This window comes from Streptomyces sp. M-16 (genome assembly GCF_052114405.1).
Taxonomy (GTDB): Bacteria; Actinomycetota; Actinomycetes; order Streptomycetales; family Streptomycetaceae; genus Streptomyces.
In genome coordinates this window covers 1-10,198 of record NZ_JBFRER010000180.1, presented here as the reverse complement: position 1 = coordinate 10,198, position 10,198 = coordinate 1, and the positions used below count along the sequence as shown (strand labels likewise).

Here is a 10,198-nt window from a genome sequence, read left to right as displayed (position 1 = left end):
GTCGTCGGGTCCGGCTCGGCGGGGGCGGGCGGGGCGGGGGCGGGCGGGGCGGGGGGCGCGGCCCGGACGGCGGACAGGGCCGCGACCAGCTCGGCCAGTTCCACGTGCACCACCGCCACGGGCTTGCCGGGCACCTCGGCCGCGGCCTGCCGCAGCGCCTCCGCGAGGTCGTCGGCGAGCGCGCGCTCGTTCACCCACGGGATGGCGTTGACGACGACGGTGTCGCAGTCGTCCGAGGCCAGGGCGGCGGACAGGGCGGCGCGGAAGTCGGCCGGGGAGGCGGCGGTGGTCAGGTCGAGCGGGGGCAGCGGGCGCAGCCCCTCGGTCAGGCAGGCGTCGTAGGTGAGCACGCCGAGGGACTCGGAGTTGCCGAGGATCGCCACGCGGGGGCCCGCCGGAAGGGGCTGTCCGGCCAGCAGCAGGCCGACGTCCACGAGCTCGGTGACGGTGTCGACGCGGATGACGCCGGCCTGCCGGAGCAGGTCGGAGACGGTGGTGTCGGGGAGCCGGGTGCCCGGGACGAGGTGTCCGGCGGGGGTGTGCCGGCCGCCGCGGGCGACGACCACCGGCTTGACGGCGGCCGTGCGGCGGGCGAGGCGGGTGAACTTGCGCGGGTTCCCCAGGGTCTCCAGGTACATGAGGGCCACATCGGTGGCCTCGTCGTCGTACCAGTACTGGAGGATGTCGTTGCCGGAGACGTCCGCCCGGTTCCCGGCGGAGACGAAGGACGACAGGCCCTCGCCGCGCCGCAGCAGTCCGGACAGCAGGGCGATCCCGATGGCTCCGGACTGGGTGAACAGGCCGATCCGTCCGCGGGCGGTGGCGGGGGCCGGGGCCAGGGAGGCGTTGAGTTCCACGGCGGGGGCGGTGTTGATCACCCCGAAGGCGTTGGGTCCGATCAGGCGCATCCCGTAGGAGCGGACCTGGCGCACCAGTTCTCGCTGGCGGGCCAGTCCGCCCGGGCCGCTCTCGCCGTATCCGGCCGACAGCACCACCAGCCCCTGTACACCGTGCTCCCCGCAGGCGGCCACCGCGTCGGGGACCCGCTCCGCGGGGACGGCGATCACGGCGAGGTCGACGGGGGCGTTGATGTCGGAGACCGCGCGGTAGGCCCGTACGCCGTCCAGCAGGTCCCCCTCCATGCCGGGGGCGCGGGCCTCGTTGACGGCGTAGAGGTGTCCGTGGAAGCCGCCGTCGCGCAGGTTGCGCAGGGCGGCGGAGCCGACGCCGGATCCGGAGCGGCTGACGCCGACCACCGCGACGGAGCCGGGGGCCAGCAGGCGCTGGACGGACCGGGCCTCGGCGCGCTGCTCGCGGGCCCGCTGGACGGCGAGGGACTCGGCGGTGGGTTCGAGGTCGAGGGTGAGGTGGACGGAGCCGTCCTCGAAGCTGCGCTTCTGCTGGTAGCCGACGTCCGTGAAGACCTTGATCATCTTGGTGTTGGCGGGCAGCACCTCGGCGGCGAACCGGCGGATGCCGCGTTCTCGGGCCACCGCGCCGATGTGCTCCAGCAGGGCGGAGGCCACCCCGCGGCCCTGGTGGGCGTCCTGTACGAGGAAGGCCACCTCGGCCTCGTCGGCGGGGGCGGAGGCGGGACGGCCGTCGGGGCCGATGCGGTCGTAGCGGACGGTGCCGATGAACTCCCCGCCGATGGTGGCGGCGAGGCCCACGCGGTCGACGTAGTCGTGGTGCGTGAAGCGGTGCACGTCGCGGTCGGAGAGGCGGGGGTGGGGGGCGAAGAACCGGTAGTACTTCGACTCGTCCGAGACCTGCTCGTAGAAGCTGACCAGCCGGCCCGCGTCCTCGGTCGTGATGGGGCGGATCCGGGCGGTGCCGCCGTCGCGCAGCACGACGTCCGCTTCCCAGTGGGCCGGGTACGAGGGGTCCGACGCGGTGGTCATGGAGCCACCCTAAGGGGCGATGCGCCACGGTGGACGGCGTGCCCGACGGGTGGGACCGCACGCGCGCGGCGAATCCGGCACACCAGGGCGAACCAGTGCAAGCTGGGGAGGGTCGAACGGCGGTGGATCCGGGTCGGAAGTCGGTCCGAGGAGTCCGGGTGTCGTGAGAGACTGGTCTAGACAACCGTAAGAACCTGAAGGGCATCACCATGGCAGAGCGCCGCGTCAACGTCGGCTGGGCCGAGGGCCTGCACGCTCGTCCCGCCTCGATCTTCGTCCGCGCGACGACCGCTTCCGGCGTCCCGGTGACCATCGCGAAGGCGGGCGGCGACCCGGTCAACGCCGCTTCCATGCTGGCGGTCCTGGGCCTGGGCGCCCAGGGCGGCGAGGAGATCGTGCTCGCTTCCGAGGCCGACGGCGCGGAGGCCGCGCTGGACCGCCTCGCGAAGCTGGTCGCCGAGGGCCTCGAGGAGCTCCCGGAGACCGTCTGACCCTTCGGGTCCGGTGCCGGTGAAGCCGCAGTCCCCCCACCCCGGGGACTGCGGCTTCACTGTTTTCCGTCCCGGTCGGCCGCACGCGTCCGATCACACGCCCGCCGCAGGAATTCGGCCGCAGGAATTCGGCCGCAGCGATTCGACGGGGCGCGGCGGAGGAATTCACGGACATCGCGACGGCCGGCGGAATTACGCACGACAGGAAAAGCGGCACGCCGAATTCGCCCGCACGCGGCATACCCTTTTGTATACGGGGCCTTTGTTAATGCCGGCCGCTCGCCGTGTGTACGGCAGGTTGCGAAGTCCTCACCCGCGGCCGGTGCGCCGCGGCCGCCCGTTCCGCGTGCAGCGCCGTGAGGGCCGCGGCCCGCTCCGCGTCCCCGCGTGCCACCGCGTCGACGATCGCCCCGTGCTCCGCCCAGGAGTCCACGGGCCGCGCCGGGGGCTCCACCACGTACATCCAGGCGATCTTGTGCCGGGTCTGGGTCAGCAGGGCGATCAGCCCGGGGCTGCCGGAGGCCTGGGCCAGGGTTTCGTGGAACCAGCCCCCCAGGGCCCGCAGGTCCTCCCCCTGCGCCTTGCGGGCCCGCTCCCGGCCCAGCCTGACCAGCCCGCGCAGCACCTTCAGGTGGGCCTCGGTGCGCCGGCGGGCGGCCCGTGAGGCCGCCAGCGGCTCCAGCAGCATCCGCAGCTCCAGGAGATCGGCGGCCTCCTGGCTGGTCGGCTCGGCCACGCAGGCGCCGGCGTGGCGCCGGGTGGTGACGAAGCCCTCGGACTCCAGGGTGCGCAGCGCCTCGCGGACGGGGACCCGGGAGACGCCGTAGCGGCGGGCGAGCACTTCCTCGGTCAGCCGGCCCCCCGGCCCGAAGAAACCGGAGACGATGTCGTCGCGGATCGCTGTGCATACCGCGTGCGCAGGAATACGCAAGGCCGGACCTCCGCTGGATTCACCGCCGGCGCCATCGCCGGATTCTTGACCATGCTGCGACTCTATTGCAGCACACGATAATTTCCGATGTCGGCCCGATATCCGAAACATTTCACTGCGGCGGGGGGACGCGAAGAAGGCCCCGGCTCGGAGAGCCGGGGCCTTCTTCGTACTGCGGAGGTGCGCGGTGTGCGCGGTGCGTGCGGGTCAGATGCCGACGCCGTGCTGGCGCAGGTACGCCAGCGGGTTGATGTCCGTGCCGTACGTGGCGCCGGTGCGGGCCTCGAAGTGCAGGTGCGGGCCGCTGGAGTTGCCCGTGGAACCCGACAGGCCGATCTGCTGGCCCGCGGTGACGCTCTCGCCGACGGAGACGTTCAGCGAGAGCAGGTGCCCGTACTGGGTGTACGTACCGTCGTTGTGCTTGATGACGATGTTGTTGCCGTACGCGCCGCCCCAGCCCGCCTCGACGATGGTGCCCGCGCCGACGGCGTGGACGGAGGTGCCCTCGTCCGCGTGGAAGTCGATGCCCGTGTGGCTGCCGGAGGACCACATGCCGCCACCCGCGCCGTACTGGGTGCTGACGTAGGAGCCGTCGACGGGAGCCACGAAGGTGTTGAGGCGCTTGCGGGCCTCCTCGCGGGCGGCGCGCTCGGCGGCCTCGCGCTCGGACTTCTCCTTGGCCTCGGCGGCCCGCTTGGCCTCGGAGGCGCGCTGCTTGGCCTCGGCCTCGGCCTGCGCCTGGGCGGCGACGGCCTCGGCGGCGACCTGCTGGGACTCGGCCTGGACCTCGATGTCGTCCTGGAGGCCGTCGGCGACGACGACCGCGTTCTGGCCGGTCTCCTCGACGGAGGGCGCGCTGTTGTCCGCGGCGAAGGCCGGGGCTGCGACGGCGGCGACCACACCCGTGGTGGCGAGGGCGGCTATGCCGGCGTAGCCGGCGGTCTTGCGGCTCAGACGGCTGGAACCACGGTGCTTGCCGGGAGCGGCGGTACGACTGCCAAACGCCATGAAGGGGCTGGTCCTTTCCTTCCCTCTCGCCTACCGGGTTAGCTGACGGGTTCGGAGCAGGAAGGTCTCCTACGGGCCCCTCTTGCGAGGTGGTCCGATTCACCCCAGGGACACATGTGGGTCCCCGGCTCCCCAGGCTCGCGCCTGACGGGGACTCGGCGATCGCTGCCCGGTGCCGCGAGTGCGGCGCGCACAACTGACGGACAGCAAGAGCGACGCTAGGCGGATCATCAGTCGATCGCCAAACAGACGAGCGCTTTTGTTGCGTACGCCACACCACATAACCGCAACCGCGGCTGTAAAGCGGACAAACAGGGGCCCCGACGGTGACACCGCCGGGGCCCCTGTCGCACCCCGGTGCCGGAGCGGCCCCGAAGCCCGAACACCGACGCCACGGACGTCAGTTGGTGACGACGGTGACCTCACCGATGCCGAGCGCCCGCACGGGCTCCTCGATCTGCGCGGCGTCGCCCACCAGGACCGTGACGAGCCGGTCCACCGGGAAGGCGCTCACGACCGCCGAAGTGGCCTCCGCCGTACCGGTTTCGGCCAGCCGGGCGTACAACCGCGCCTGGTAGTCGTCCGGCAGCTCCTGCTCCACCTGGTCGGCGAGGGTGCCCGCCACGGACGCCGCCGTCTCGAACTTCAAGGGGGCCACGCCCACCAGGTTCTGCACGGCCACGTCGCGTTCGGCGTCGGTCAGGCCCTCCGCGGCGAGGGTGCGCAGCACCTTCCAGAGGTCCTCCAGCGCCGGACCGGTGTTGGGGGTGTCCACCGACCCGCTGATGGCGAGCATCGAGGCGCCCTTGCCGTCGGCGGTGGAGCGCAGCACCTGGCCGAAGGCCCGCACCCCGTAGGTGTAGCCCTTCTCCTCGCGCAGCACCTTGTCCAGGCGGGAGGTGAGGGTGCCGCCGAGGCAGTACGTGCCGAGTACCTGGGGCGCCCAGACGATGTCGTGCCGGTCGGGACCGATCCGGCCGATCAGCAGCTGCGTCTGGACCGCTCCGGGCCGGTCCACGATGACCACGCGGCCGGTGTCGTCGGCCGTCACAGGCGGAACCGGCAGCGGTTCGGCGGAGTTCCCCGTCCAGGTGCCCAGGGTGTCGGCCAGCACGGCGTCCAGGTCGATGCCGGTCAGGTCGCCGACGACCACCGCGGTGGCGGTGGCGGGGCGCACGTGGGCCTCGTAGAAGGCGCGTACGGCCGCGGAGTCGATCCGCGCGACGGTCTCCTCGGTGCCCTGGCGGGGGCGGGACATGCGCAGCGTGGCCGGAAAGAGCTCCTTGGAGAGCTGCTTGGCGGCACGGCGCTGCGGGTTGGCCAGCTCGTGCGGGATCTCGTCGAGCCGGTTGCGCACGAGGCGGTCGACCTCGTTGTCGGCGAAGGCGGGCGCGCGCAGCGCCTCGGCGAGCAGGCCGAGGGCCTTGTGCAGGCGGGAGGCGGGCACCTCCAGCGAGACCCGCAGGCCGGGGTGGTCGGCGTGCGCGTCGAGCGTGGCGCCGCAGCGCTCCAGCTCGGCGGCGAACTCCTCCGCGGAGTGCTTGTCGGTTCCCTCCGACAGGGCGCGGGCCATGATGGTGGCCACCCCGTCGAGGCCCTGGGGCTCGGCGTCCAGCGGGGCGGCGAGGTTGACCTCGACCGCGACGACCTGCTGGCCCGGGCGGTGGCAGCGCAGCAGGGTCAGGCCGTTGGCGAGGGTGCCGCGCACGGGGGCCGGGAAGGCCCAGGGCTTGGCCTCGCCGGCCTGCGGGCGCGGGTGGAAGGTCATCGTGACGGCTGCGGTGTCGCTCACTGCTCCGCCCCCTCGTTCTCGTTCTCGTCGGACTCGTCGGAACCGGGCAGCGGCTCGTAGACCAGCACCGCGCGGTTGTCGGGGCGCAGCCGGGCCGCGGCCACGGCCTGCACCTCCTCGGCGGTGATGTCCAGGACCCGCTGGACGGCGGTCAGCGCCAGCTGCGGGTCGCCGAACAGCACCGCGAAGCGGCACAGTTCGTCGGCCCGGCCGGCCACCGTGCTCAGCCGGTCCAGCCACTCCCGCTCCAGCTGTGCCTGGGCACGCTCCATCTCCTCGGCCGTGGGGCCCTCCGCGGCGAACCGCGCGAGCTCCTCGTCGACGGCCGCCTCGATGGCGGGCACCTCGACGCCGCTGGAGGTCTTGACGTCCAGCCAGCCCAGTGAGGGCGCGCCGGCCAGGCGCAGCAGACCGAAACCGGCCGCCACGGCGCTCTGGTCACGGCGGACCAGGCGGTTGTGCAGGCGGGAGGACTCACCGCCGCCCAGTACGGTCAGCGCCACGTCGGCGGCGTCGCACTCGCGGGTGCCGTCGTGCGGCAGCCGGTAGGCGGCCATCAGCGCGCGGGCCGGGACCTCCTCGACGATCTCCTCGCGGAGCTGCCCGCCCATGACCTCGGGGAGCGAGCCGTCGCGCGGCGGCTGCTTGCCGTCGTGCGCCGGGATGGTGCCGAAGTACTTCTCGACCCACGCGAGCGTCACCTCGGGGTCGATGTCGCCCACCACCGACAGGACGGCGTTGTTGGGCGCGTAGTACGTACGGAAGAAGTCGCGCGCGTCCTCCAGGGACGCGGCGTCCAGGTCGGCCATCGAGCCGATCGGGGTGTGGTGGTACGGGTGGCCCTCGGGGTAGGCGAGGGCGGTCAGCTTCTCGAAGGCGGTGCCGTACGGCACGTTGTCGTAGCGCTGGCGGCGTTCGTTCTTGACGACGTCGCGCTGGTTCTCCATGGACTCGTCGTCCAGGGCGGCCAGCAGCGAACCCATGCGGTCCGCCTCCAGCCACAGGGCGAGCTCCAGCTGGTGGGCCGGCATCGTCTCGAAGTAGTTGGTGCGCTCGAAGCTGGTGGTGCCGTTCAGGGAGCCGCCGGCGCCCTGGACCAGCTCGAAGTGCCCGTTGCCCGGCACGCTCGCCGAGCCCTGGAACATCAGGTGCTCGAAGAGGTGAGCCAGACCGGTCCGGCCCTTGACTTCGTGGCGCGAGCCGACGTCGTACCAGAGGCAGACGGCGGCGACCGGGGTGAGGTGGTCCTCGGACAGCACCACGCGCAGGCCGTTGGCCAGCCGGTGCTCGGTCGCTGTCAGGCCGCCGGAGCCGGCCTGAGCTGTGGCCGTGTGACCCATGGGCATGTGGTCCCTTCGATCGCGATGCAGAGATTTCTGTCAGACCTGCCACTGTATGCAAGCGCGTCGGCCACCGGAGAAGTTCCCGGGACCCGCCCCCGGACTCCGTCCGGGGTGTCCCCGGGGTCGGAGTCGGCGTTGTCGGTGCCTCGGGCCACAATGGTCCGCGTCGACACCCGCCCGGACGGACCCGTCCGGCACCCGTACACCCCGAACCTTGGTTAAGGAGCCGCGCAGCGATGGCCCGCCGCAGCACGAAGACCCCGCCGCCGGAGGACTTCGAGGAGAGGATCCTCGACATCGACGTCGTCGATGAGATGCAGGGCTCCTTCCTTGAGTACGCGTACTCCGTGATCTACTCCCGGGCCCTGCCCGACGCCCGGGACGGCATGAAGCCGGTGCACCGGCGCATCGTCTACCAGATGAACGAGATGGGCCTGCGCCCCGACCGCGGGTACGTGAAGTGCGCCCGTGTCGTCGGCGAGGTCATGGGCAAGCTGCACCCGCACGGTGACGCCTCGATCTACGACGCCCTCGTGCGCATGGCCCAGCCCTTCTCGATGCGGCTGCCGCTGGTCGACGGCCACGGCAACTTCGGCTCGCTCGGCAACGACGACCCGCCGGCCGCGATGCGTTACACCGAGTGCAAGATGGCCGACGCGACGTCGCTGATGACGGAGTCGATCGACGAGGACACCGTCGACTTCACCGCCAACTACGACGGCCAGGAGCGCGAGCCCGTCGCCCTCCCCGCCGCCTACCCGAACCTGCTGGTCAACGGCGCCTCCGGGATCGCCGTCGGCATGGCCACCAACATGGCCCCGCACAACCTGGGCGAGGTCATCGCGGCCGCCCGCCACCTGATCCGCTACCCGGAGGCCGACCTGGAGGCGCTGATGCGCTTCGTTCCGGGCCCCGACCTGCCCACGGGCGGACGGATCGTGGGTCTTTCCGGGATCAAGGACGCCTACGAGAACGGTCGCGGCACGTTCAAGATCCGCGCCACCGTGGCCGTGGAGGACGTGACCCCGCGCCGCAAGGGCCTGGTCGTCACCGAGCTGCCCTTCACGGTCGGCCCCGAGAAGGTCATCGCGAAGATCAAGGACCTGGTCGGCTCGAAGAAGCTCCAGGGCATCGCCGACGTCAAGGACCTCACCGACCGCTCGCACGGCCTGCGCCTGGTCATCGAGATCAAGAACGGCTTCCACCCCGAGGCCGTACTGGAGCAGCTGTACAAGCTGACGCCGATGGAGGAGTCCTTCGGCATCAACAACGTCGCGCTGGTCGACGGCCAGCCGCTGACGCTGGGCCTCAAGGAGCTGCTGGAGGTCTACCTCGACCACCGCTTCGAGGTCGTGCGGCGCCGCAGCGAGTTCCGCCGCGGCAAGCGGCGCGACCGCCTGCACCTGGTCGAGGGCCTGCTGGTGGCCCTGGTCGACATCGACGAGGTCATCCGGATCATCCGGGACAGCGACAACTCCGCGCAGGCCAAGGAGCGCCTGATGGAGCGCTTCTCCCTGAGCGAGATCCAGACCCAGTACATCCTCGACACCCCGCTGCGCCGCCTCACCCGCTTCGACCGGATCGAGCTGGAGTCCGAGCGCGACCGGCTGACGGGCGAGATCGACGAACTGACCGGGATCCTCGACTCGGACAGCGAGCTGCGCAAGCTGGTCTCCAGCGAACTCGCCGCCGTCGCGAAGAAGTTCGGCACCGAGCGCCGCACCGTGCTGCTGGAGTCGGCGGGCACGGCGGTCGCCGCGGTCCCCCTGGAGGTCGCCGACGACCCCTGCCGGGTGCTGCTGTCGTCCACCGGTCTGCTGGCCCGTACGGCCAACGCCGACCCGCTGCCCGAGGAGGAGGGCGGCTCCCGCGCCAAGCACGACCTGATCGTCTCGCAGGTGGCCGCCACCGCGCGGGCCGACGTGGGCGTGGTGACCTCCTACGGGCGCCTGCTGAGGCTGTCGGTGATCGACCTGCCGCAGCTCCCGGACACCCACGCCGCGCCGAACCTGGCGGGCGGCGCCCCGGTCGCGGAGTTCGTCTCCGGGCTGGAGGCCGACGAGACGGTGATCTGCCTGACCTCGCTGGACGAGTCCTCGCAGGGCCTGGCCCTGGGCACCGAGCAGGGCGTGGTCAAGCGGGTCGTGCCGGACTACCCGGCCAACAAGGAGGAGCTGGAGGTCATCACCCTCAAGGACGGCGACCGGATCGTCGGCGCGGTCGAACTGCGCACCGGTGAGGAGGACCTGGTCTTCATCACCGACGACGCCCAGCTGCTGCGCTACCCGGCGGGTCAGGTGCGCCCGCAGGGCCGCCCGGCGGGCGGCATGGCGGGCATCAAGCTCTCCGAGAACGCCAAGGTGATCCACTTCTCGGCGGTGGACCCGGCGCGGGACGCCGTGGTGTTCAGCGTGGCGGGCTCGCACGGCACCCTGGACGACTCGGTGCGCTCCGGCAAGCTCACCCCGTTCGACCAGTACCCGCGCAAGGGGCGCGCCACCGGTGGTGTGCGCTGCCAGCGGTTCCTGAAGGGCGAGGACCTGCTGGTGCTGGCCTGGGCGGGCAACGCCCCGGTCCGCGCCGCCTCGGCGAACGGCACTCCGGCCGCGCTGCCGACGGTGGACCCGCGCCGCGACGGTTCGGGCGCCGCGCTGCCGGCCGACGTCCAGGCACTGGCGGGCGGCGCGCTGTAGCGGCGGGTGCGGGGCGGGCGGTCCGTGCGGATCCCGGAC

The 10,198-nt window shown here is 72.3% G+C and carries 7 protein-coding genes and 1 riboswitch; of the genes, 2 read left to right on the top strand and 5 right to left on the bottom strand.

Going from position 1 to position 10,198, the window contains the following annotated elements; translation table 11 throughout:
- Nucleotides 1–1,901: GNAT family N-acetyltransferase (locus AB4039_RS39725; RefSeq protein ID WP_442273058.1), on the bottom strand; the 1,901-nt coding region annotated here is incomplete at its 3' end.
- Nucleotides 1,902–2,110: 209 nt separating this feature from the next.
- On the opposite strand from AB4039_RS39725, the gene AB4039_RS39720 reads away from it, so the two are divergent.
- Nucleotides 2,111–2,392 carry an HPr family phosphocarrier protein gene (locus AB4039_RS39720; RefSeq protein ID WP_266842887.1) on the top strand — a complete coding sequence of 94 codons (282 nt, stop codon included), beginning with the start codon at nucleotides 2,111–2,113 and terminating at the stop codon, nucleotides 2,390–2,392.
- A gap of 265 nt (nucleotides 2,393–2,657) precedes the next feature.
- On the opposite strand, the gene AB4039_RS39715 is transcribed toward AB4039_RS39720, so the two are convergent.
- The 4 genes from AB4039_RS39715 to AB4039_RS39700 all read right to left on the bottom strand — a co-directional run bounded on the left by AB4039_RS39715 (nucleotide 2,658) and on the right by AB4039_RS39700 (nucleotide 7,463).
- Entirely contained in the window at nucleotides 2,658–3,323 is a 666-nt protein-coding gene (locus tag AB4039_RS39715) for a GntR family transcriptional regulator (protein WP_266842885.1), read from the bottom strand.
- A gap of 207 nt (nucleotides 3,324–3,530) precedes the next feature.
- A complete protein-coding gene (locus AB4039_RS39710) occupies nucleotides 3,531–4,331 on the bottom strand; it encodes a M23 family metallopeptidase (RefSeq protein ID WP_266842883.1) in 801 nt (266 codons plus the stop codon).
- Nucleotides 4,332–4,343: 12 nt separating this feature from the next.
- Nucleotides 4,344–4,502, bottom strand: a riboswitch (cyclic di-AMP (ydaO/yuaA leader).
- A 229-nt stretch (nucleotides 4,503–4,731) separates the two neighbouring features.
- Nucleotides 4,732–6,099 carry a M16 family metallopeptidase gene (locus AB4039_RS39705; protein WP_442273059.1) on the bottom strand — a complete coding sequence of 456 codons (1,368 nt, stop codon included), beginning with the start codon at nucleotides 6,097–6,099 and terminating at the stop codon, nucleotides 4,732–4,734.
- Nucleotides 6,100–6,119: 20 nt separating this feature from the next.
- Nucleotides 6,120–7,463 carry a M16 family metallopeptidase gene (locus AB4039_RS39700; protein ID WP_266842879.1) on the bottom strand — a complete coding sequence of 448 codons (1,344 nt, stop codon included), beginning with the start codon at nucleotides 7,461–7,463 and terminating at the stop codon, nucleotides 6,120–6,122.
- Nucleotides 7,464–7,702: 239 nt separating this feature from the next.
- On the opposite strand from AB4039_RS39700, the gene AB4039_RS39695 reads away from it, so the two are divergent.
- A complete protein-coding gene (locus AB4039_RS39695) occupies nucleotides 7,703–10,159 on the top strand; it encodes a DNA gyrase/topoisomerase IV subunit A (RefSeq protein ID WP_442273057.1) in 2,457 nt (818 codons plus the stop codon).
- Nucleotides 10,160–10,198 lie beyond the last annotated feature (39 nt).

Coding starts and splice junctions, on each gene's coding strand:
- AB4039_RS39720 (WP_266842887.1), top strand. CDS start 2,111: ATGGCAGAGCGCCGCGTCAACGTCGGCTGGGCCGAGGGCCTGCACGCT.
- AB4039_RS39710 (WP_266842883.1), bottom strand. CDS start 4,331: ATGGCGTTTGGCAGTCGTACCGCCGCTCCCGGCAAGCACCGTGGTTCC.
- AB4039_RS39705 (WP_442273059.1), bottom strand. CDS start 6,099: ATGACCTTCCACCCGCGCCCGCAGGCCGGCGAGGCCAAGCCCTGGGCC.
- AB4039_RS39700 (WP_266842879.1), bottom strand. CDS start 7,463: ATGGGTCACACGGCCACAGCTCAGGCCGGCTCCGGCGGCCTGACAGCG.
- AB4039_RS39695 (WP_442273057.1), top strand. CDS start 7,703: ATGGCCCGCCGCAGCACGAAGACCCCGCCGCCGGAGGACTTCGAGGAG.